The organism is Streptomyces sp. NPDC058663 (assembly GCF_042716745.1).
Taxonomy (GTDB): domain Bacteria; phylum Actinomycetota; class Actinomycetes; order Streptomycetales; family Streptomycetaceae; genus Streptomyces.
On sequence record NZ_JBHXRV010000046.1, the window covers coordinates 1 to 19,648 of the forward strand.

At 71.1% G+C, this 19,648-nt stretch carries 17 protein-coding genes and 1 pseudogene; 3 read left to right on the forward strand and 15 right to left on the reverse strand.

The features are described 5' to 3' along the window. Window positions 1-117 precede the first annotated feature (117 nt). The 14 genes from hpnH to ACFWVV_RS28855 form a co-directional block, all read right to left on the reverse strand. Window positions 118-1,140 carry an adenosyl-hopene transferase HpnH gene (gene hpnH / locus ACFWVV_RS28790; protein WP_384353206.1) on the reverse strand — a complete coding sequence of 341 codons (1,023 nt, stop codon included), beginning with the start codon at window positions 1,138-1,140 and terminating at the stop codon, window positions 118-120. Window positions 1,141-1,145: 5 nt separating this feature from the next. Further along, on the reverse strand, window positions 1,146-1,808 hold the full coding sequence (locus ACFWVV_RS28795; protein WP_384353203.1) for a 1-hydroxy-2-methyl-2-butenyl 4-diphosphate reductase: 663 nt from the start codon (window positions 1,806-1,808) through the stop codon (window positions 1,146-1,148). A gap of 9 nt (window positions 1,809-1,817) precedes the next feature. Continuing rightward, window positions 1,818-3,830 (reverse strand): squalene--hopene cyclase, encoded by a 2,013-nt coding sequence (gene shc / locus ACFWVV_RS28800; RefSeq protein ID WP_384353200.1) that lies wholly within the window; start codon window positions 3,828-3,830, stop codon window positions 1,818-1,820. Window positions 3,831-3,964: 134 nt separating this feature from the next. After that, window positions 3,965-5,056 (reverse strand): polyprenyl synthetase family protein, encoded by a 1,092-nt coding sequence (locus ACFWVV_RS28805; protein WP_384353197.1) that lies wholly within the window; start codon window positions 5,054-5,056, stop codon window positions 3,965-3,967. Continuing rightward, a complete protein-coding gene (gene hpnE / locus ACFWVV_RS28810; RefSeq protein WP_384353194.1) occupies window positions 5,053-6,474 on the reverse strand; it encodes a hydroxysqualene dehydroxylase HpnE in 1,422 nt (473 codons plus the stop codon). The genes ACFWVV_RS28805 and hpnE overlap by 4 nt, the downstream gene beginning before the upstream one ends. Before the next feature lie 133 nt (window positions 6,475-6,607). Then, window positions 6,608-7,558 (reverse strand): presqualene diphosphate synthase HpnD, encoded by a 951-nt coding sequence (hpnD, locus tag ACFWVV_RS28815; RefSeq protein ID WP_384353192.1) that lies wholly within the window; start codon window positions 7,556-7,558, stop codon window positions 6,608-6,610. Further along, window positions 7,555-8,457, reverse strand: a complete 903-nt coding sequence (hpnC, locus tag ACFWVV_RS28820; protein WP_384353189.1) for a squalene synthase HpnC — start codon at window positions 8,455-8,457, stop codon at window positions 7,555-7,557. Before hpnC ends, hpnD begins: the two co-directional genes overlap by 4 nt. Before the next feature lie 419 nt (window positions 8,458-8,876). After that, entirely contained in the window at window positions 8,877-9,665 is a 789-nt protein-coding gene (locus ACFWVV_RS28825) for an ABC transporter ATP-binding protein (protein WP_384353186.1), read from the reverse strand. Then, window positions 9,658-10,587, reverse strand: coding sequence for an ABC transporter permease (locus tag ACFWVV_RS28830; RefSeq protein ID WP_384353183.1), 930 nt, complete (start codon window positions 10,585-10,587; stop codon window positions 9,658-9,660). Before ACFWVV_RS28830 ends, ACFWVV_RS28825 begins: the two co-directional genes overlap by 8 nt. Before the next feature lie 94 nt (window positions 10,588-10,681). Next, entirely contained in the window at window positions 10,682-11,527 is an 846-nt protein-coding gene (locus ACFWVV_RS28835) for a glycosyltransferase family 2 protein (RefSeq protein ID WP_384353409.1), read from the reverse strand. A 50-nt stretch (window positions 11,528-11,577) separates the two neighbouring features. Continuing rightward, complete coding sequence (locus ACFWVV_RS28840) at window positions 11,578-12,360, reverse strand: CDP-alcohol phosphatidyltransferase family protein (protein ID WP_384353180.1); 783 nt, start codon at window positions 12,358-12,360, stop codon at window positions 11,578-11,580. Further along, entirely contained in the window at window positions 12,335-13,402 is a 1,068-nt protein-coding gene (locus ACFWVV_RS28845) for an iron-containing alcohol dehydrogenase family protein (protein ID WP_384353177.1), read from the reverse strand. Before ACFWVV_RS28845 ends, ACFWVV_RS28840 begins: the two co-directional genes overlap by 26 nt. After that, window positions 13,390-14,127: a sugar phosphate nucleotidyltransferase gene (locus ACFWVV_RS28850; RefSeq protein WP_384353174.1), complete on the reverse strand. Its 738-nt coding sequence runs from the start codon at window positions 14,125-14,127 to the stop codon at window positions 13,390-13,392. The genes ACFWVV_RS28845 and ACFWVV_RS28850 overlap by 13 nt, the downstream gene beginning before the upstream one ends. Then, entirely contained in the window at window positions 14,124-15,893 is a 1,770-nt protein-coding gene (locus tag ACFWVV_RS28855) for a DUF5941 domain-containing protein (protein ID WP_384353406.1), read from the reverse strand. Before ACFWVV_RS28855 ends, ACFWVV_RS28850 begins: the two co-directional genes overlap by 4 nt. 423 nt (window positions 15,894-16,316) lie before the next feature. On the opposite strand from ACFWVV_RS28855, the gene ACFWVV_RS28860 reads away from it, so the two are divergent. The 3 genes and pseudogenes from ACFWVV_RS28860 (at window position 16,317) to idi (ending at window position 18,963) form a co-directional block, all read left to right on the forward strand. Further along, window positions 16,317-17,258 (forward strand): cation diffusion facilitator family transporter, encoded by a 942-nt coding sequence (locus tag ACFWVV_RS28860; protein WP_384353171.1) that lies wholly within the window; start codon window positions 16,317-16,319, stop codon window positions 17,256-17,258. A gap of 152 nt (window positions 17,259-17,410) precedes the next feature. Continuing rightward, window positions 17,411-18,145: pseudogene (locus tag ACFWVV_RS28865) on the forward strand (SAM-dependent methyltransferase); the annotation flags it as partial. A 215-nt stretch (window positions 18,146-18,360) separates the two neighbouring features. Then, window positions 18,361-18,963 carry an isopentenyl-diphosphate Delta-isomerase gene (gene idi / locus ACFWVV_RS28870; protein WP_384353168.1) on the forward strand — a complete coding sequence of 201 codons (603 nt, stop codon included), beginning with the start codon at window positions 18,361-18,363 and terminating at the stop codon, window positions 18,961-18,963. A 62-nt stretch (window positions 18,964-19,025) separates the two neighbouring features. Here the strand turns inward: idi and ACFWVV_RS28875 are convergent, their stop codons facing one another. Then, entirely contained in the window at window positions 19,026-19,574 is a 549-nt protein-coding gene (locus ACFWVV_RS28875; protein WP_384353165.1) for an ATP-binding protein, read from the reverse strand. Window positions 19,575-19,648 lie beyond the last annotated feature (74 nt).

The following is a 19,648-nucleotide window of genomic DNA, read 5'->3' on the forward strand; positions in this document are numbered from 1 at the left end:
CTCCCCTATCGGCCCCCTGTCGTCTGTGGGTAGGGCTCCCCGGCGGGGGGGCGGCCCGCGTCCTTCGCGCTCGGGGCGGCGGGGGGCCCGGTGCTGCCGGGCCCCGCGGCCGTCACCTCACTCGCGGTTTCCGGAGACGGTCTCCCGGGCGGCGCGGATGGTCTCCTTGAGCGATCCCATGGTGGCGAGGACGGCGGTCGGCTCGTAACCGCAGTGCGCCATGCAGTTGGCGCACCGCGGGTCCTTGCCGCGCCCGTACTTGTCCCAGTCGGTTTCCTCGATGAGTTCGCGGTACGTGGGCACGTAGCCGTCGCTCATCAGGTAGCAGGGCCGCTGCCAGCCGAACAGGGAGTAGTTCGGGATGGCCCAGGCGGTGCACGGGAAGTCGGCCTTGCCCTCCAGGAAGTCCAGGAACAGCGGCGAGTGGTTGAGCCGCCACTTCTTCCGGTTGCCGCCCGCGAAGGCCTTCCTGAAGAGCTCGCGGGTCTGCTCGACTCCCAGGAAGTGCTCCTGGTCCGGCGCCTTCTCGTACGCGTAGGCGGGCGAGATCATCATCTCGTCCACCGCCAGGTCGTCATTGAGGAAGTTGAGCACCTCGATGATCGTCTGGGGGGTGTCGGTGTTGAAGAAGGTCGAGTTGGTGGTGACCCGGAAGCCGCGCCGCTTGGCCTCCTTGATCGCCGCCACCGCCTCGTCGAACACGCCTTCCTTGGCCACCGACTCGTCGTGCCGCTCGCGCAGCCCGTCGATGTGCACGGCGAACGCGAAGTACGGCGAGGGCGTGAAGTTGTCCATCTTCTTGCGCAGCAGCATGGCGTTGGTGCAGAGGAAGACGTACTTCCGCTTTGCCACCAGCTGCCGCACGATCTCGTCGATCTGCGGGTGCATCAGCGGCTCGCCGCCCGCGATGGAGACCATCGGGGCGCCCGATTCGAGCACCGCCCCCACGGCCTGCGCCACCGGCATGCGCTGTTTCAGCACGCCGGCCGGATGCTGGATCTTGCCGCAGCCCTCGCACTTGAGGTTGCAGGCGAAGAGCGGCTCCAGCTCGACGATCAGCGGGAACTTCTCCCGCTTGCGGACTTTCTGTTCGAAGAGATACGTACCGACCCTGATGGTCTGACGAAGCGGCATTGCCATCTGGCTCACCTCCTGGGGAGCAGCAAAGAACGGTGCCATTCATAGAACGCCGGCAGGACTTGGCGGAGTACCCGGAAAGCCGATATTCCGCCGCTCAGCGTGCCGAGCCTGAGGAGTTCGTGCTCGGGTGCGTCCACGACCACCCGGACGGCGGCAACGGGCCGGGGTCCGGTGCGCAGGGCGCTGGTGAGGGTGGCGGCGGACTCCATGTCGACGCCGATCACCCCCGTCGCGCGCAGTGCGGCCCGTTCGGCCGTGCCGCGTACGACGTGGTCGCTGCCGGCCAGCGGCCCGGTGTGGACCGCCCGCTCCGGCAGCGCTCTGGCCACCGCGTCGGCCAGCACGTCCACGCCCGTGCAGGGTGTGGTGCCGCGCCGGTCGCGGGTTTCGGTGGCGACGACGACGTCGCCGGGGTGCATGCCGGCCGCGAGTCCGGCGCAGAACCCGGCGGCGATTACCGCCGCGTCCTTGGCCGGGCCCTCGGCGAGCGTGCGGGCGACCGCGTAGTCCGCGGCCTCGGGTCCCATTCCCGTACGGAGTACGAGGACGGGTCCTGCCGCGCCGCCGCGGTCGCCGCCGCGCAGGGCGATGCGTTCGATGCCGAGCGCGCAGGCGATCAGCAGCGGCTGGGAACTGCCGGGTCCAGCCGAACCCGGGTTTCGCGTCATGCAGCCCCCTCAGCGGGCGTCGCGGGTGTCCTTGGTGGACCGGGAGTGGGGAAAGACGGGCTCCCCGTGGACGTACCGGCCCAGTGCGGTGAGTGGGAACACCTGCCGGTAGAGGTGGTAGTTGATGGAGAAGTCCCAGGGGAAGCCGGTGCCGGTGAAGTACGGCTCGTCCCAGGAGCCGTCCGGCAGCTGTGTCGCGGCGAGGTACGCGATGCCCCGTTCGGCGGCCTTGCTGTCGCTCTCACCGGCCGCGATCAGCGCGAGGAGCGCCCAGGCGGTCTGCGAGGCGGTGGAGGCCCCGCGTCCCGCCAGTTCGGGATCCTGGTAGGAGCGCAGGTCCTCGCCCCATCCCCCGTCGTCGTTCTGTACGGATTCCAGCCAGCTCACCGCACGACGGATCGCGGGGTGCGAGACGGGTAGTCCGGCAGCGGTCAGCGCGGGCACCACGGAGCCGGTGCCGTAGACGTAGTTGACGCCCCAGCGGCCGAACCAGGCGCCGCTGGGCTCCTGTTCGGCCAGCAGCCAGGTGATGCCGCGCCGGGTGCGCGGGTGGTGCGCCTTGCCTTCGACGGCCAGCATCTCCACCACGTGGGCGGTGACGTCCGCGGACGGCGGGTCGATGACCTCGCCGAAGTCGCAGAACGGCAGGCGGTTGGGGAACGGGCTGGTGTTGTCCGCGTCGAAGGCGGCCCAGGCGCCGTTCCTGGACTGCATCCCGAGGGTCCAGCGCACTCCGCGCGCCAGGGCGCCCTCCAGCCGCTCGCGGTCGGGGTGGTCGACGCGGCGCAGCGCCAGGACGACCTCGGCGGTGTCGTCGATGTCGGGGTAGTTGTCGTTGTGGAACTCGAACGCCCAGCCGCCCGGCGCGAGGTGGGGTCTGCGCACCGACCAGTCGCCCGGCCGCACGATCTCCTCGGCGAGCATCCAGTCGGCGGCCCGCACCAGTGCCGGGTGGTCGGCGGGCAGGCCCGCGTCGGCGAGCGCGATGGTGGCCAGGCAGGTGTCCCAGACGGGCGACTGGCAGGCCTCGATCATCCGGGCCCCGTCCTCGCGCCACACGGCGAACCTGTCCAGGGAGGCCAGTCCGGCCCGCATGACCGGGTGTGCGAGGTCGTAGCCGAGGAGGTGGAGGGCGATCAGCGAGTAGACGGCGGGCGGCTGGATGCCGCCCCAGCAGCCGTCGTTCTCCTGCCGTTCGATGATCCACCGGGCCGCCGCCTTCATCGCGGTGCGGCGCAGCGGGGGCGGCGCGAAGCGGTGGTAGACGTGCAGCACCCGGTCGAGCCGCTGGAAGAGTCCGTCCCAACTGGCGGGAGTGGCCAGGCGCTTGCGCGGGTGGGGGCGGTGCGGGTCGGTGTGCAGTTCGTCCAGCGCGAAGGGCGCGGGGCGGACCGGGCGCGTGGCGGAGACCACGGTGAGCGGCACGATGGTCTGGCGCGCCCAGCAGCCGAATTCGTAGATGTTGAGCGGGACCCACTTGGGGAGGAACATCAGCTCGGGCGGCAGCTCGGGGAGGTCGTCCCACTGCCACCAGCCGAACAGGGCGAGCCAGATGCGGGTGAAGACCCGGCTCGCCGCGATCCCGCCGCGTTCCCGCACCCAGGCGGCGGCCCGCGCCATATGGGGCGCGTCGGGGAGGTCCCCCGCGAGCCGCAGGGCGACGTACGCCTCGATGGTGGCGGAGAGGTCGCCCGGCCCCTGGTGGAAGGTGGCCCAGGTGCCGTCCTCGCGCTGCTCGCCGCGGATGAACAGCGCGGCGGCCGCCAGGGTCTTCTCGTCCTGGATGCCGAGGAACTGCCTCAGCAGCAGGTCTTCGGCGTCCATGGTCACATTGGTGGCCAGGTCGCCCTTCCACCAGCCCTGGGCGTCCTGCCGGGCGAGCAGATGGCCCACCGCCCGGTCCGTGGCCTGCCGTGCCGCCGCCAGGACGTCGGGCGCGGCGGTGCTGCCCCTGGTGCTCTGGGTGGCCGAAGTCGTCCCGGGGTCCACGGTCCCGGAACTTCCGTCGGTCGTCGCTGTCATGGTTTCCCCTTCGTGCAGTTGGTCTTCTGCTGTGCTGGGGTTTCCGTCGCCCGGTGTCCGCGGGGGACACCGGGCGGCGACTGCTGGGGTGCGGGGCTAGGTCCCGCGGGAGCCGTGGGCGCACCGGACGGCTGTCACCTCTTGCGTACGACCACGAAGTCGGCGAGCGCGGTCAGCTGCGCCCGCACCTGTTCCGGCATGTCGACTCCGTGCAGCGCCTCGATGGCGACGGCGTGCTGGCGGCGGGCCTCCTTCGCTGTCCACTCGCGTCCGCCGGCCTCCTCGATGAGGGCCGCGCGGGTGGCGAACTCCTCCTCGGAGAAGGTGTCGAAGTCATTGCTCTTGGCGTCCGCGGCCAGCAGCTCGCCGAGTTGCTCGGAGGCGGGGCCGCCGGCGGCGAGCGCGGCGACGACCGGCAGCGACTTCTTGCGCTGGCGCAGGTCGCTCCAGGTCTGCTTGCCGGTGGCGTCGGGGTCGCCCCAGATGCCGAGCAGGTCGTCGACGGCCTGGAAGGCGAGCCCCAGGTGGTAGCCGTACGCCTCCAGGGTGTCCGCGGTCCGGTCGTCGGCGCCCCCGAGGACGGCGCCGATGGAGACCGCGCAGGCGAGCAGGGCGCCGGTCTTGTTGCCCTCCATCTCCAGGCACTCCTCGACGGTGACCCGGTCGCGGTGCTCGAAGGAGATGTCCTGCGCCTGGCCGTCGATCAGCTTGCGGGTGGCGGTGGTGAGGCGGCGGGTCGCCCGGCCGGCCTCCACGGTGCCCATCTCCAGCAGCAGTTCGTTGGCCAGCGCGAAGAGCGCGTCGCCCACCAGGATCGCCTGGGCCGGGCCGTGCACCTTCCACACGGTGTCGCGGTGGCGGCGCTGCTCGTCGCCGTCCATCAGGTCGTCGTGCAGCAGCGAGAAGTTGTGGACGAGCTCCACGGCCACCGCGCCGGGGACGCCCACCTCCGCGGTGGCGCCGGCCGCTTCGGCGGAGAGCAGGGCGAGCGCGGGGCGCACCGCCTTGCCGCCGTCACCGTCGGCGGGGTTGCCCTGGGCGTCGATCCACCCGAAGTGGTAGGCGGCGACGGTGTCCATGGGCGGCGCGAGCCGGTCCACGGCGGCCCGCAGCACCGGGGCGGACAAGTCCCTGCCGCGCTCCAACAGCGCAGCGATGTCCACGGTGTCGACAGCCGGGTTCGCCGGGGTCACAGGCTCTCCTCTTGTTCCAGTGCTGGTGCTCATGCCGCCTCCAGTGGCGGAAGTTCATGGGGTCGCCCGAGTGCGGAGAGCGCCGCACCGGCGGCGTTGAGGCCACTGCGCACCGCGCTCTCCATGGTCGCGGGCCAGCCGGTGTCGGTCCACGCACCGGCCAGGCAGAGTCCCGGCGCACGGGTGCGCGGCCCGGGGCGCAGGCGCCCGACGCCGGGGGTGGGGGCGAAGGTCGCGGTCCGCTCCCGGGTGACGAAGAAGTCCCGCACCCCGGCGCCGCGGGCGGCCGGCAGCAGGCGCTCCAGTTCGGGGAGGTAGCGCTCCCTGAGCTCGGCGACGGGCGCGTCGATCTCGTCGCCCGCGTCCGACTGCGACAGGGCCAGGTACTGGCCGCCGCCGGCCAGTCCGGACGCCTCGGTCCGGTCGAAGACCCACTGCACGGGCGTGCCGAGTGCCGCGAAGAACGGGCGCCGCAGAACCTTGCGGTCGTAGATCACGTGCACGTTGAGGATCGGTGCGACGCCGATCTCCAGGAGCAGTTCCGGCTCGTCGAGCGCGCCGTCCGGCAGCAGCTGGTGTGCTTCCTTCTGCGGTACCGCGAGGACGACGGCGTCGGCCGTGATGCGCTCGCCGTCCGCCTCGACCTCCCAGCCCCCCTCGTCGCTGCGCGCGACTCCCTGGACCTTGGTCCGCAGCGCGGTCCGTACGCCTGCCGAGTCGAGTGCCTTGCGGGCAAGGGTGTCGTGCAGTTCGCCGAGGGGGACGTGGGCCCAGCCGATGTCGGCGGCTCCGGGCTTTGAGAGCAGACCGGTTTTGAAGACCATGGCGGCGAGCGCGAGGGAGGCGTGCGGTGCGGTGGCGTTGAGGGTGGCCACGCCGACCAGGTCCCAGAGCGCCTCGATCGTCCGCGGGGACTGGCCGTGGGCGGTGAGCCAGCTCGCGAAGTCGGTGCCGTCCAGCTTCGGGTCGGCGGGGTCGAGCCTCTTGAGCGCCAGTGCGGCCCGCCCGACGTTCGCCCGCTCGGCGAGCGAGAGGTGCGGATAGGTGGCGAGGCCGGCGGCCAGGTGCAGCGGTACGGGCAGGGCGTTGCGCCGCAGCCGTCCGAGCCGGGGGCCCCCGGTGCCGCCGACGTCGAGCACGGGCACGTCCAGCCGGTCCTGCAGCGGTGCGAGCTCCGCCCCCTGCACCCGGTCGAGGAACCACCGGTAGGCGGTGCAGCAGCGCAGGTACACGTGCTGTCCGTTGTCGACGGTCAGCTCGCCGCGCTGGAAGGAGAACGCGAGTCCGCCGAGCCGGGGCCGCCCCTCCAGCAGGGTGACCCGCACCCCCGCGTCCGCGAGTTCGAGGGCGGCGGTGATCCCGGCGAGTCCGCCGCCGACCACGACGGCGCTCTGCGCCGCCGGCTCCTGCTGCTGCGGGGTGTGCGAGGGCCGCACGCTGTGCTGTGTCATGCGCCCTCCCCCGGGCAGAACGCCGAGCAGGCCCGAAAGGCCGTTGCAGTCAGGGACGCGTCAGCCCTGCGGAGGGTTGCGCACCGGTCGGACGGATCCCGCGGTTTCACGTGAAACGCTCTTCCTGGCCCCTTCACGGGCGCCTCCTGGCGGTCTGCCGGGAAATGTGACGCGCGTCGAGCCCGGAGAGCCCGCGCACGGCGACGTACGCCTTCTCGCGTCCGGGCAGCGAGACCCGACCGCGCAGCACGGCGTACGGGTCGCGCTCGATGCGGTCGAGCAGCCGCCGGTAGATGCCGGCCATCGCGGCCACACAGGCACCGCTGCGCCGGTCGAGGTGCGGCAGCAGCCGGTAGCCCTCGGCGAACAGGGCGCGGGCGCGCCGCACTTCGAAATGGACCAGGCCGGGGAAGTCGGATCCCGGCGGCGGGGTGGAGCTGTGGAACCCCGCCGAGCAGCCGAACTTGGCGAGGTCCTCGGCGGGCAGGTAGGTGCGCCCGTTGCCCGCGTCCTCGCGCACGTCCCTGAGGATGTTGGTGAGCTGGAGGGCGAGGCCGAGAGTGTCGGCGTACTCCGGGGCGCGCGCGGCGTCGTACGCCCCGGACGGTGCGCCGAACACGCCCAGCGAGAGCCGTCCGATGGCCCCTGCGACGCACCGGCAGTACACCTTGAGGTCGTCCCAGCTCTCGTACGTCGCCTCGTGCACGTCCATCAGCACGCCGTCGATCAGCTCGTCAAGGCCGCCGAGCGGGATGGGGAAGCGCCGGGCGGCGTCGCTGAGGGCGACGGCGACCGGGTCGGTGTCGTCGTCCTCGATGTCGCCGGCGCTGATCCTGGCCAGCAGCGCCCGGGTCTCCCCGAGCCGCTTCTCCTTCACTTCGGGCGGCAGGGTGCCGTCGCCGATGTCGTCCACGCGCCGGGAGAAGGCGTAGAGCGCGGACATCGCGTTGCGCTTGTCGGTGGGCAGCAGCCGGATGCCGTACGCGAAGTTGCGCGCCTGCTGTCCGGTCACCGCCTCGCAGTAGCTGTACGCGGCGAGTACCGGTGCGGACACCTGTTCAAGTCCCTCCACGGTCCGGCTCACCCCTCTCTTCGCAGAGTCGCTCCCACTTCGCGCAGCAGACTGAGCTTGGTGGGCTTGGGCGGTCCAGGGAGTACGTCGAATCCGGCGGCGTGCACCGCCTTGAGGGCTGCGCGGCCACCGGCGACGAAACCGGCCAGCAGCAGCTTGAGTCTGCCGTGCACGCTACCCACGAGCGGGGGTCCCTCATTCAGCAGGCGGGAGGCCCGTTCCGCTTCGAAGGCGATCAGGGAGCGTACGGAGGAGTTCGCGCTCGGCGCCGCCAGGTCGCTCTCCGGCACATGGAAGCGCTTCATGTCCTCGGCCGGGAGGTAGATCCGGTCGCGGGCGAGGTCCTCGGCGACGTCCTGGAGGTGCTCGACGATCTGCAGCGCGGTGCAGACGGCGTCGGAGCGGCGGACGCGCTCGGGGCTGGTGGTGCCGGTGAGGGCGAGGACGAGGCGGCCGACGGGGTTGGCGGACAGCTCGCAGTAGGCGAGGAGGTCCTTGTACGTGGCGTAGCGGCTCACCGTCTGGTCCTGCCGGTTGGCCTCGATCAGGCCGAGGAACGGCTCGGGGGTCAGGGCGCGACGGCGGACGACCGGCTGGAGGGCGGCGAGCAGCGGATGCCTGGGAGTGGAGTCGAAGACCCGGTGCAGGTCGGCCTCGAAGGCGTCCAGCATGGCGGTCCTGTCGTCCGTCTGCTCCTTGTCGAGGCCGAGCAGCACGGCGTCGCCGCCGCCGGGGGCCAGGTCGCCGTCGCCGATGTCGTCGACCAGGCGCGCGTAGCCGTAGACCGCCATGAGGTCGTCGCGCCAGGCGCGCGGCAGGAAGAAGGGGGCCACCGGAAAGTTCTCGTCCGCGGCCTTGTCGAGGGTGGCGCGCGTGGGGGCGCCCGGGAGCACGTCCCGTACCTCACTCATCGCCGGCTGCCCTCCACGAGGACGGCGAGAGCATCTCGGGGCAGGGGAGATTCCATTGCCATTGCCGTCACACCTCCCGTTCTACACTGCCGATTCAAAACATCCCTTTTCGGACACGCCGCCCGTCGTCCGAGGGGCGGGGAGTGCTCTGAGGCGGAGACCCGAGGGGGGTATCGCCCCACTTGCCGCGAATCAGCACCGCTACAGCTTACGTTGTACAACGCGAAGCATCTGCGCCGGGTGTTGCGCGCACTGCATCAACGCTCCGATCGGGCCCAACCTTCCCCGGTCACGGCCGAGTTGACGCACGGGACGGATCCTGACGGCCTTTCCGCTGCGGCGACCGTACTGCTTACACCTTGCTTACACATGCCAGGGCCCCCACCGGTTCCGGCGGGGGCCCTGGCACAGGTTTCCGACTACTTGCCGGTTTCCTTCTCGTACGCCTTGACGACTTCCTCGGTGGGGCCGTCCATCAGGAGCTCGCCCTTCTCCAGCCACAGGACACGGTCGCAGGTGTCCCTGATCGACTTGTTGCTGTGGCTCACCAGGAAGACCGTGCCGGCCTCCTTGCGGAGTTCCCTGATCCGCTGCTCCGAGCGGATCTGGAACTTCCGGTCACCGGTGGCCAGCGCCTCGTCGATCATCAGGACGTCGTGGTCCTTGGCGGCCGCAATGGAGAAGCGCAGGCGGGCCGCCATGCCGGAGGAGTAGGTCCGCATGGGCAGGGTGATGAAGTCGCCCTTCTCGTTGATGCCGGAGAAGTCGACGATGCCCTGGTAGCGCTCGCGGATCTGCTCGCGCGACATGCCCATGGCGAGACCGCCGAGGATGACGTTGCGCTCGCCGGTCAGGTCGTTCATCAGCGCGGCGTTGACGCCCAGCAGGGAGGGCTGGCCGTCGGTGTAGACCTTGCCGCTCTCGGCGGGCAGCAGACCCGCGATGGCGCGCAGCAGGGTCGACTTGCCGGAGCCGTTGGAGCCGATCAGCCCGATCGCCTCGCCCCGGTAGGCCGTGAAGGAGACGCCGCGTACGGCATGCACCTTGCGGACCCCGCGGGACTCCTGGGCCTTCTTGCCGCGCAGGATGCGGTTGAGGGCGGCGGTGGCGCCGCCCTTGCCGCCGCCACCGGTGTGCACCCGGTACACGATGTGCACATCGTCGGCGATGACCGTGGGGACGCGCCCCTGGTTGTTGTCTTCAGCCACGGCCGTACCGCTCCTCAGCCTTCCAGAAGTACACGAAGCCGAGCACCCCGAACAGCAGCGCCCAGATCGCCGCGGCCGCCCAGACGTGCGGCGGCAGGTTCTCGGACCCGTACCCGTCGATCAGTGCGAAGCGCATGAGGTCCATGTAGACGGCCGCCGGGTTCCACTGGAGGATGTCCGCGATCCACGCGGGCTTGTTCGCCAGCATCGTCGGAATGCTGAACATGACGCCCGACGCGTACATCCAGGTCCGCATGATGAACGGCATCAGCTGGGCCAGGTCGGGGGTCTTCGCCCCCATCCGCGCCATGATCAGCGCGAGGCCGGTGTTGAACATGAACTGCAGCACCAGCGCCGGGATCACCAGCAGCCACGACCACGTCGGGAAGTTCCCGAAGCAGACCACGATGATCAGCAGGACGCCCATCGAGTACAGCAGCTGCTGGAGCTGCTGGAGCGAGAACGAGATGGGCAGCGAGGCGCGCGGGAAGTGCAGCGCGCGCACCAGACCCAGGTTCCCGGAGATCGCCCGCACGCCCGCCATCACCGAGCTCTGGGTGAAGGTGAACACGAAGATGCCGGTGACGAGGAAGGGGATGTAGACGTCCTTGGTCATCCCCTTCCCTGCGTTCAGGATCAGCCCGAAGATCAGGAAGTAGACCAGCGCGTTCAGCAGCGGGGTCGCCACCTGCCACAGCTGGCCCAGCTTGGCCTGGCTGTACTGAGCAGCCAGCTTCGCCGAGGAGAACGCCATGATGAAGTGGCGCCGGCCCCACAACTGCCGGACGTACTCGCCGAATCCGGGGCGGGCGCCGCTCACCGACAGGTGGTACTTGGCGGCGAGCTGCGCCGGGGTCAGTCCCTCGTCGGGAGAGGGAGGGACGCTCATAGCGACCGCTCCGTCTTGGGAAGTGTCACTCACAAGTGGAAACTTTCGTCTTCAAGGATGCGCGAACCGTCGGGCGCGGGTGTCCGGGCCCGGGAGACAGAACCCGGATCCGGTCTGCCCGAGCTTGTCAGATGACGGGTGGTCGGCCCAGTCTGGTCAGCCGCCATACCGTACGCCACTTCATGGGACGGCGCGGACCCGCGGGGGTCGTCCAGCCCTCCTTGAAGCCGCCGAACCAGGCCTTGAGCGCCGGCCCCGAGGGGCGGCGGACCAGGGTGAGCAGCAGCCACACCCCCACGTAGAGGGGGACCAGCGGGGCGGGCAGGTTGCGGCGGGCCAGCCAGACGCGGTTGCGGGCCACCATGCGGTGGTACGTCGCGTGCCGGGAGGGCGAGGTGGTGGGGTGGTTGAGCACCATGTCCGCGCGGTAGTCGATGCTCCAGCCGGCGTCGAGGGCGCGCCAGGCCAGGTCCGTCTCCTCGTGGGCGTAGAAGAACTCGTCGGGGAGTCCGCCCACCTCGGCGAAGACCTTCGTACGGGCGGCATTGGCACCGCCGAGGAACGTCGTCACCCGCGAGGAGCGCATCGGATCGGCGGCCCGCAGCCGCGGGACGTGCCTGCGCTGGGTGACTCCGGTGTCCGGGTCGGCGATCCGGAAGCTGATGATGCCCAGCTTCCGGTCGGCCTCGAACGCGCGCCGGCACAGTTCCGCGGTGTCGGTGCGGGGCAGCAGCCCGTCGTCGTCCAGGAAGAGCAGGACGTCGACGTCGGAGCCCGCGGGCCCGAAGGCCTCGATGCCGACGTTGCGGCCGCCGGGAATGCCCAGGTTCTCGGGCAGGTCGACGGTGCGGACGCCGTCCGGGACTCCGGTGACCGGGGCGCCGTTGCCGACCACCACGATGTCCACGGGGTCGCCCTCCTGCTTGCGCACGGAGTCGATCAGGGCGTTCAGGTCGTCGGGGCGGGTGCCCATGGTGATGATGACCGCGCCCAGCCTGAGCGGGGCACTCCCCTGCGCGGCGCTCACTTGAGCCTGCTGGAGGCGAGGATGGACACCAGGTGCAGCAGCGTCTGGAGCAGGGCGACGCCCGCGAACACGGCGACGCCGAGCCGGGTGAAGAACAGGTCGTCGCGGACCGCGTCGAAGACCGCCAGGACGAGGATCAGCAGCGAGGCCTCGATGCCGAGGATCAGCCGGTGGAACTGGAGCATGGAGGCGAGCTTGCGGGCCAGTGCCATCTTCGAGGACCGCGGCACGCTCGCCGACTCCGCGACCGGCGGCTTGCCGACCTGGTGGCGGGCGACGGCGACCAGGTCGGTCTCCGACTTGATCAGGATGGCGCCGAGCGCGGCCAGGGTGCCGAGGAAGGCCCACAGCCAGTCGATGCGCCCGGTGCCCCACAGGTCGGCGGCCCGCAGGCCGACACCGACCAGCACGGCGGCGTCGGTGAGATACGCGCCGACCCGGTCCATGTAGACGCCGTTGAGGGAGAACTGCTTCTTCCAGCGGGCGACCTCTCCGTCGACGCAGTCGAGGAGCAGGTAGAGCTGTACGGCGACGACGCCGAGAACGGCGCCCCAGATGCCGGGCACGAGCAGGGCCGGGGCGGCGAGGACACCGCAGACGGTCATCACGTACGTCAGCTGGTTGGGAGTGATCCTGGTGTTGACCAGGTACCTGTCCACGCGCAGCGAGACCTCGCGCATGTACAGGCGGCCGCCCCAGTGTTCACCGCTGCGCCGGTCCTTGACGCCGGCGGGGTGAACGACGGGACGGAGTTCAGCTACTGATGGTCGTCTTGACATAGTCGGCGTAAGCGTCCCTGATCTGGTCTGCGGACAGGTCGAGGTGTTCCAGGATCGTGAAGCGTCCCGGACGGGTCTGGGGGGCGTACTCGACGGCCTGGACGAACTCCTCGGCGCTGAAGCCGATGTCGTCGGGCAGCACCGGCAGCCGGTGCCTGCGCAGTACGTCGACGAAGAGGGCGGCCTCCTCTCTCGCGCCGCGCAGGTGCATCGCGAAGGCGGCGCCGATGCCGACCTGCTCGCCGTGCAGCGCGGAGCGCCGGGGGAAGAGCAGGTCGAAGGCGTGGCTGATCTCGTGGCAGGCGCCGGAGGCCGGACGGCTGTCGCCGGCGACGGTCATCGAGATGCCGGTGAGGACGAGGCCTTCGGCGAGCACCTTGAGGAACGCGTCGTCCCGGATGGTGCCGGGGTGGCGGAGCACCGCTTCGCCGGCCTGGCGGGCCATGGCCGCGGCGAGGCCGTCGATGGAGTCGCCGTGCACCTCGTGGGCGAGCTCCCAGTCGGCGACGCAGGAGATGTTGGAGATCGCGTCGCCGATTCCGGACCGTACGAACCGGTCGGGGGCTTCGCGGATCACGTCGAGGTCGATGACGACGGCGATCGGGGTGGGTACGCCGTAGGAGCCGCGCCCGTTGTCGTTGTCGAGGGTGGCGACCGGGGAGCACAGGCCGTCGTGGGCCAGGTTGGTGGCGACGGCGACCATGGGCAGCCCGACCCGGGCGGCGGCGTACTTGGCGACGTCGATGATCTTGCCGCCGCCGAGTCCGACCACGGCGTCGTAGCGCTGCTTGCCCTTGATGTCGTCGGCGAGCTTGATCGCGGAGTCGATGGTGCCGTCGGCGACCGGGTACCAGTCGGCGTCCGGGAGGGCCGGGGCGAGCCGCTCGCGCAGGGCCTGGCCGGAGCCGCCGCTGATGGCGATGGCCAGGCAGCCGGAGCCGGAGATCCGCTGGTCCGCCAGGAGGCCCGCCAGGTCGTCCAGGGCGCCCCTGGAGATGTCGACGGTGAGGGGCGAGGGGATGAGGCGGGTCAGTACTGGCACGCGATCTCCCGGCCCTTGGCGAGGTCGTCGTGGTTGTCGATCTCGACCCACTTGAGGTCGCCGATCGGGGCCACGTCGATCCTGAAGCCCCGGTTCACGAGCTCCTGGTAGCCGTCCTCGTAGTAGAGGTCGGGGTCCCGCTCAAAGGTGGTCTTCAGGGCGTCGGCGAGCTCGTCGGCTGCTTCGCCCTCGATGAGAGTGACGCCGATGTACTCGCCGGTCGCGGTCGCGGGGTCCATCAGCTTGGTGATCCTGCTGACGGCGCCGGACTCGTCGGTGATGACCTTCATCTCCTCGTCGGCGAGCTGCTTCACCGTGTCGAGGGCGAGGATGATCCTCTTTCCGTCACCGCGGGCGGCCAGCAGCGTCTTCTCGACGGAGACCGGGTGCACGGTGTCACCGTTGGCGAGGATCACGGTGTGACGGAGCTGGTCGCGGCCGCACCACAGGGAGTAGGCGTTGTTCCACTCCTCGGCCTTGTCGTTGTCGATCAGCGTGAGCGTCAGGCCGTACTTGGCCTCCAGCTCGGCCTTGCGCGCGTAGACGGCTTCCTTGCGGTAGCCGACGATGACCGCGACGTCGGTGAGGCCGATCTCGGCGAAGTTGCCGAGGGTGAGGTCGAGGACGGTGGTGTCGCCGTCGACGGGCACGAGGGCCTTGGGCAGCGTGTCGGTGTAGGGGCGCAGACGCCGTCCGGCGCCCGCTGCCAGTACCAGGCCGATCATGCGGTCTCTCCTTCGTCGTGTACGGCGGGTGCTCCCGAGGAGACCCAGAAGCGGATGCTCTCGGCGAGCACCACCAGCGCCACGGCCACAGCGAGGACCGTGAGCGCGAGGGGGAAGTCGATCGTCGTCGACAGGGCGGCGAGCACGGCCACCAGGAGGGTGCGGCCCTCGTGGCCGCCGACCGCCCGCACCAGCCAGCTCGGCGGGGCTCCGGTGCCGCCCTTGATGCGGTACACCGTGTCGTAGTGATGGTAGGCGACCGCCGCGAGGAGCCCGAAGGCGGCGGGGAGGGCGCCTGCGACGTCTGCCTCGACCGCGAGGATCAGGACCGTGCAGTACTCGGCGATCCGGAAGATCGGCGGCACCAGCCAGTCGAGGGCCCCCTTGAGCGGGGCGCGGACCGCGAGACCGCTGAAGAACGCGTAGACAACGGCCGCCCCGACGAAGGTCCAGGTCCCGCCGTTGAGGAAGGCGTCCACCAGCAGGATCGCCCCGCCGGCGAAGGCCAGTACGGGGGCGAGGAAACCGCCGCCCGGCCGAGCCGCCGCGCCCTTGGCCACCGACTCGGCGAGGGGCCCGGAGTCGGCCAGGTCCGCCAGCGCCCGGGCGGCACGGTCGGTGCGCGTCGCGCGCCGGGTCAGCGAGCGCAGGACGCGCCCCGCCGTGGTGTAGCAGGCGGCGAAGGCGCAGCCGACGAGCAGCGCGTAGAAGACGATGCGGGGGGTGGTGAGGGCCGTCAGCACGGCGATCATGGCCCAGCGCTCGCCGATCGGCAGCACGATCATCCGGCGCACCCAGACCGTCCAGCCGACGCTGTCGAGCTTTCCGGAGAGGGCAGCCGCGGGGCTGGTGTTGCCGGTGGCGTCGTGGTTGGCCTCGTTGAAGGAGAAGTCCACGACGTGCCGGCAGGTCTGCAGGACCATCGCGCCCAGCGCCAGGGCCCATACGTCGTCGCCGCCGCGGATCGCGCCGAGGGCGAGACCCGCGTAGTAGGCGTACTCCTTGGCGCGGTCGAAGGTCGCGTCCAGCCAGGCGCCCATCGTCGAGTACTGGAGGGAGTAGCGGGCGAGCTGCCCGTCGGTGCAGTCCAGGACGAAGGAGAGGAGGAGCAGGACACCGGCCGCGATGTAGCCGCCCCGGGTGCCGGTCGCCGCACAGCCGGCCGCGATCAGGGCGGTGATCAGCGAGGCGGTGGTGACCTGGTTGGGGGTGAGGCCGCGGCGGGCGCACCAGCGGGCCAGGTAGCGGGAGTACGGGCTGATGCAGTACGTGGTGAAGAAGCCGTCGCGGGACTTCACCGCGGTGCGCAGCCGGACCGCCTCCTCGTCGACGGCGGCCACGGCCCGGCCGGCTTCGGCGCGGGAGGTTTGGTCGGCCGGGATCACGGCGACGAGCGAGCCGAGTTCGGGGCGCTGCACGCTGACGCCTTCGGCGTCGAGGGCGGCGGCGACCGCGTCGGGCACGGTCAGCGGCGCGGTGCGCAGGGCGCGGCCGAGCGCGGCCCGCACCTCGGGCTGGGCGGTGAGGGCGCCGGGGACGGCGGCCGCGGGAAAGCGGGGGTCGGTCAGGCCCAGGCGCAGCGCGTGCTGATGGCCGACGAAGCGCGGGTCGACGAGGGCGACGCGCTCACCGGCCGGGACGGCGTCGAGGAGCTGCACGGTTTCGGCGGCGTCGGCGGCGGACCGCACGTCGAAGCCCAGCGACCTCAGATCGCCTTCGAGCGACGATCCGGGTACCGGCGGGCCGGTGAGGATGGCGGTCGACAGACGAACTCACTCCTTGAGCAGGGCTTCGAAAAGCCGCACGGGGCGCCCGCGCACGGGCGGGCGGGGCGGCATCGGCAGAGGCTATCGGATGAACGGGGGCGGGATTTCACTGCCCGTTCACGCACCGAGGGGGCCGGGCCGGGGGCGGCAAGATCGCCGCGGTCATCATCGTTGATCACGGGCCCGCGCCACAAACCGCGTGGAGAAGGCGTGGAGAGCGGCCCGCGAAGATCGTGCATCGGGGCCCCGGCGGCGGGCTCCCGAAGATCGCTCCACCCTCCTGACCTGCGCTCGTTTCCGCAGGTCAGAGCACATGACAACGGTGTTCAGTCCCGGCTTGCCCATACCCCCCACCCGTAGTTCACTGGGGTGGCGGGCAGGCCACTTCCCGCACTTCATCACCACGTCAGGAGGCGGCTTCGCATGGGGGCTGGGCACGATCACGGGCATGCGCACGGTGGGCCGCCGCCCACCGGGACCGCGGCGGCCGCGTACAAGGGACGGCTGCGAATAGCCCTCGGCATCACGCTCTCGGTGATGGTCGTGGAGATCGTCGGCGGACTGGTCACCAATTCGCTCGCGCTCATCGCGGACGCCGCCCACATGGCGACGGACGCCCTCGGGCTCGCGATGGCGCTCCTGGCGATCCACTTCGCCAACCGGCCGCCGACCGGGAACGCCACCTTCGGGTACGCCCGCGCCGAGATCCTGGCCGCCCTCGCGAACTGTCTGCTGCTGCTCGGCGTCGGCGGTTACGTACTGATCGAGGCCGTCCAGCGCTTCGTCACCCCGGCCGAGACCAAGGGCGGCCTGGCGATCGTCTTCGCCCTGGTCGGACTGGTCGCCAACATGGTCTCGCTGTCGCTGCTGGTCAAGGGGCAGAAGGACAGTCTCAATGTGCGCGGTGCCTATCTGGAAGTGATGGCGGACGCGCTCGGATCGGTGACCGTGCTGATCTCGGCGAGCGTCATCCTGCTGACCGGCTGGTACTACGCCGACCCGATCGCCTCCCTGGTCATCGGCCTGATGATCGTGCCGCGCACCGTGAAACTGCTGCGCGAGACCCTCTCCGTACTGCTGGAGGCGGCTCCCAAGGGGGTCGACATGGCGGAGGTGCGGGAGCACATCCTGGGCACGCCAGGCGTGCAGGACGTGCACGACCTGCACGCCTGGACGATCACCTCGGGGATGCCGGTGCTGTCGGCCCACGTGGTCGTCAGCCAGGACGTGCTGGACTCGGTGGGACACGAGAAGGTGCTGCACGAGCTGCAGGACTGCCTGGGGGACCACTTCGACGTCGAGCACTGCACCTTCCAGCTGGAGCCCAGCGGCCACGCGGTGCACGAGGCGAAGCTCTGCCACTGAGACCCGCGGAAAATGGGGAGCCGGCCGCCGGTGAGGGCTGTTACGGTCGCCCGGCCCTTTCCTGACCCAGGGATCCACGCTGTCCGAACGGATCCACGTTGTCCGAACCCCAGGGATCCACGTTGCCCGAGAACGTCGTTTTCGACGCCTTCATGACGCTGCACCGCGGCCTGCCCCGGCAGAGCCCCGGTTCCGACGCCACCACCCGCCACTTCCTCTCTCTCGCCTCGCTCGCGGGCGGGCTCCCCGAGCGCCCCCGGGTGCTCGATCTGGGCTGCGGTCCCGGCCGGGCCTCGCTGCTGCTGGCCGCCGAGGCCGGGGCACGGGTGGTGGCCGTCGATCTGTACCAGCCGTTCCTCGACGAACTCGAGGCCGCCGCTTGCGGCCGCGGCCTCGCCGGGGCTGTCCGTACGGTGTGCGCCGACATGGGCGCACTCGGGGGTCCGGACTTCGCGGACGGCTCGTACGACCTGGTCTGGGCCGAGGGGTCGGCGTACAGCATCGGTTTCGCCACCGCCCTGGAGCGGTGGAAGCGGCTGCTGGCCCCGGGTGGCGTGCTCGTCGTCTCGGAGGTCGAGTGGACTGCCGAGCAGCCCTCGGCGGGGGTCCGCGCCTTCTGGGACCCGCAGTACCCGGTCGCCACCCGGGCCTCCAACAGCGCGGCGGCGGTCGCCGCCGGGTACGAGGTCCTGGGCGCCTTCCTCCAGCCCGACTCCGACTGGGACGAGTACTACGGCCCGCTCGGCGCGCGCGTCGACGACGCGGACCCGTCCCTGCCGGGAATGGCCGAGGCGCTCGCCATGACCGTTGAGGAGATCGAGGTCCGCCGCCGGCACGGCACGGAGTACGGCTACACCGGCTACGTCCTGCGGCCCGCCGCTCCGCGCTGACGGACCCGCCGGACGGATTGGCGGTTCCACCGGCCGGATTGGCGGTCCCGCGCGGCCTCCGGGGTCTGATCCCGCTCCGAAGTGGGAAGTCCTGCCCCGTCGCACCCGCGACGGGGCAGGACTTTTTTTGCTGCCCTTGATACGGCCGAAGTACGGACAAGCGGCTTTTGTACGGCAGACTTGGCAGCCGGGAACCGAAGCGAAGGATGGTTATGCCGACCACACCCGCCACCGCGGCGAACAGCACGCAGAACGGATCAGCGGGAGAAACCCCGGAGATCCTCCTCGAACTGGTCGACGAGAGCGGCAACACCATCGGCACCGCGGAGAAGCTGTCCGCCCATCAGCCGCCCGGGCAGCTGCACCGGGCGTTCTCGGTGTTCCTCTTCGACGAGGCGGGACGGCTGCTGCTCCAGCAGCGCGCGCTCGGCAAGTACCACTCCCCCGGCGTCTGGTCCAACACCTGCTGCGGCCACCCGTACCCCGACGAGGGCCCCTTCGCGGCGGCCGCCCGGCGTACGCACGAGGAGCTGGGCGTCTCCCCCACGCTGCTCGCGGAGGCGGGCACGGTCCGCTACAACCACCCGGACCCGGCGTCCGGTCTGGTCGAGCAGGAGTTCAACCACCTCTTCGTCGGCCTGGTGCAGTCCCCGCTGCGGCCGGACCCCTCGGAGGTCGGGGACACCGCGTTCGTCACGCCCCAGGAGCTGGCGGAACAGCACGCGAAGGACCCGTTCTCGGCCTGGTTCCTGACGGTGCTCGACGCGGCGCGTCCGGCGATCCGTGAACTGACGGGTGAATCGGCGGGCTGGTGAACCCGGCCCCGTCCCTCTCCTGACCGTGCGCCGCCCGGGGCTCTTCCCGGGCGGCGCTCCGGCTAGTGGCGCTCCGTGGTGAGCGGCAGGGCAGCCCAGATGACCTTGCCGCCGCTCGCGGTGTGCTCGACGTCGCACGCGCCGCCGGCCTCGCCCGCGATCTCCCGTACGAGGAGCAGCCCGCGCCCGCCGGTCTGCGCGTAGTCCGTCTCCAGGGGTCTGGGCCGGTAGGGGTGGCTGTCCTCGACGGAGACGCGTACCCATTCGGCGCCGATCGCGACCTCCACGGCCAGCTCCGGGGAGAGCAGGGCGGCGTGCTTGACCGCGTTGGTGACCAGTTCGGAGACGATCAGCAGCAGTCCCTGCATCAGGTCGTCGGAGGCCGGGGCACCCTGCCTGCGGATCAGGTCCCGTACCGCGTGCCGGGCCTGCGGGACGGAGACGTCCACCGCGGGGGCGGTGAATCTCCAGACCCCTTCGTACGCCTTCGGGGGGCCGGCGGAGTCTGGGGCGCCTTCGCCCGGCGGGGCGCCGACGGCCCCGTCCGGGGGTGGGGCGCTCCCACGGCTCTCCATCATCGGGCACCCGCCCTCGCGCTCGGTCATCACCACGTACCGAGTGTTCGGGGCGGGGCACTCCGGACCCTCGGACTGAACACAAGTCAGCAGCAAGAGACGACTTCTGA

Bases quoted from the DNA above. Each gene is read 5' to 3' on its own strand.
- hpnH (WP_384353206.1), bottom strand. From the start codon at position 1,140: ATGGCAATGCCGCTTCGTCAGACCATCAGGGTCGGTACGTATCTCTTC.
- ACFWVV_RS28795 (WP_384353203.1), bottom strand. From the start codon at position 1,808: ATGACGCGAAACCCGGGTTCGGCTGGACCCGGCAGTTCCCAGCCGCTG.
- shc (WP_384353200.1), bottom strand. From the start codon at position 3,830: ATGACAGCGACGACCGACGGAAGTTCCGGGACCGTGGACCCCGGGACG.
- ACFWVV_RS28805 (WP_384353197.1), bottom strand. From the start codon at position 5,056: ATGAGCACCAGCACTGGAACAAGAGGAGAGCCTGTGACCCCGGCGAAC.
- hpnE (WP_384353194.1), bottom strand. From the start codon at position 6,474: ATGACACAGCACAGCGTGCGGCCCTCGCACACCCCGCAGCAGCAGGAG.
- hpnC (WP_384353189.1), bottom strand. From the start codon at position 8,457: ATGAGTGAGGTACGGGACGTGCTCCCGGGCGCCCCCACGCGCGCCACC.
- ACFWVV_RS28835 (WP_384353409.1), bottom strand. From the start codon at position 11,527: ATGGGCACCCGCCCCGACGACCTGAACGCCCTGATCGACTCCGTGCGC.
- ACFWVV_RS28840 (WP_384353180.1), bottom strand. From the start codon at position 12,360: ATGTCAAGACGACCATCAGTAGCTGAACTCCGTCCCGTCGTTCACCCC.
- ACFWVV_RS28850 (WP_384353174.1), bottom strand. From the start codon at position 14,127: ATGATCGGCCTGGTACTGGCAGCGGGCGCCGGACGGCGTCTGCGCCCC.
- ACFWVV_RS28860 (WP_384353171.1), top strand. From the start codon at position 16,317: ATGGGGGCTGGGCACGATCACGGGCATGCGCACGGTGGGCCGCCGCCC.
- idi (WP_384353168.1), top strand. From the start codon at position 18,361: ATGCCGACCACACCCGCCACCGCGGCGAACAGCACGCAGAACGGATCA.